Source organism: Methylobrevis pamukkalensis (assembly GCF_001720135.1).
GTDB classification, from domain to species: Bacteria; Pseudomonadota; Alphaproteobacteria; order Rhizobiales; family Pleomorphomonadaceae; genus Methylobrevis; species Methylobrevis pamukkalensis.
The window spans coordinates 1-509 of record NZ_MCRJ01000319.1; the positions used below are offsets into that span (position 1 = coordinate 1).

Sequence of the window (509 nt, forward strand, 5' to 3'; positions counted from 1 at the left end):
GGTCAGTTCCGCGACGAGACGGTCAAGCGCCTCGGCCTCGACCTGATCGTGCATTCCAATCAGGACGGCATCGCCAAGAACATCAACCCCTTCGACCATGGCTCGTCGTTCTACACCCAGACGATGAAGACCGAGGCGCTGAAGGAAGCCCTGACCAAGTACGGCTTCGACGCAGCCTTCGGCGGCGCCCGCCGCGACGAGGAGAAGAGCCGCGCCAAGGAGCGCATCTTCTCCTTCCGCACGGCGAACCACGGCTGGGACCCGAAGAACCAGCGTCCGGAACTGTGGAACCTCTACAACGCCCGCGTGAAGAAGGGCGAGTCGATCCGCGTGTTCCCGCTGTCGAACTGGACCGAGCTCGACATCTGGCAGTATATCCTCAAGGAAGACATCCCGATCGTCCCGCTCTACTACGCAGCGATGCGCCCGGTGGTCGACCGCGACGGCATGATGATCATGGTCGACGACGGCCGCCTGCCGCTCGAGCCCGGCGAAGTGCCCGAGGAGCG

Annotated in this window: 1 protein-coding gene; it reads left to right on the plus strand. The window is 64.0% G+C overall.

Features of this window, described 5'->3' with window-relative positions:
* The coding region (cysD, locus tag A6302_RS20725) for a sulfate adenylyltransferase subunit CysD (RefSeq protein WP_141704086.1) at window positions 1–509 on the plus strand (509 nt) is incomplete at both ends.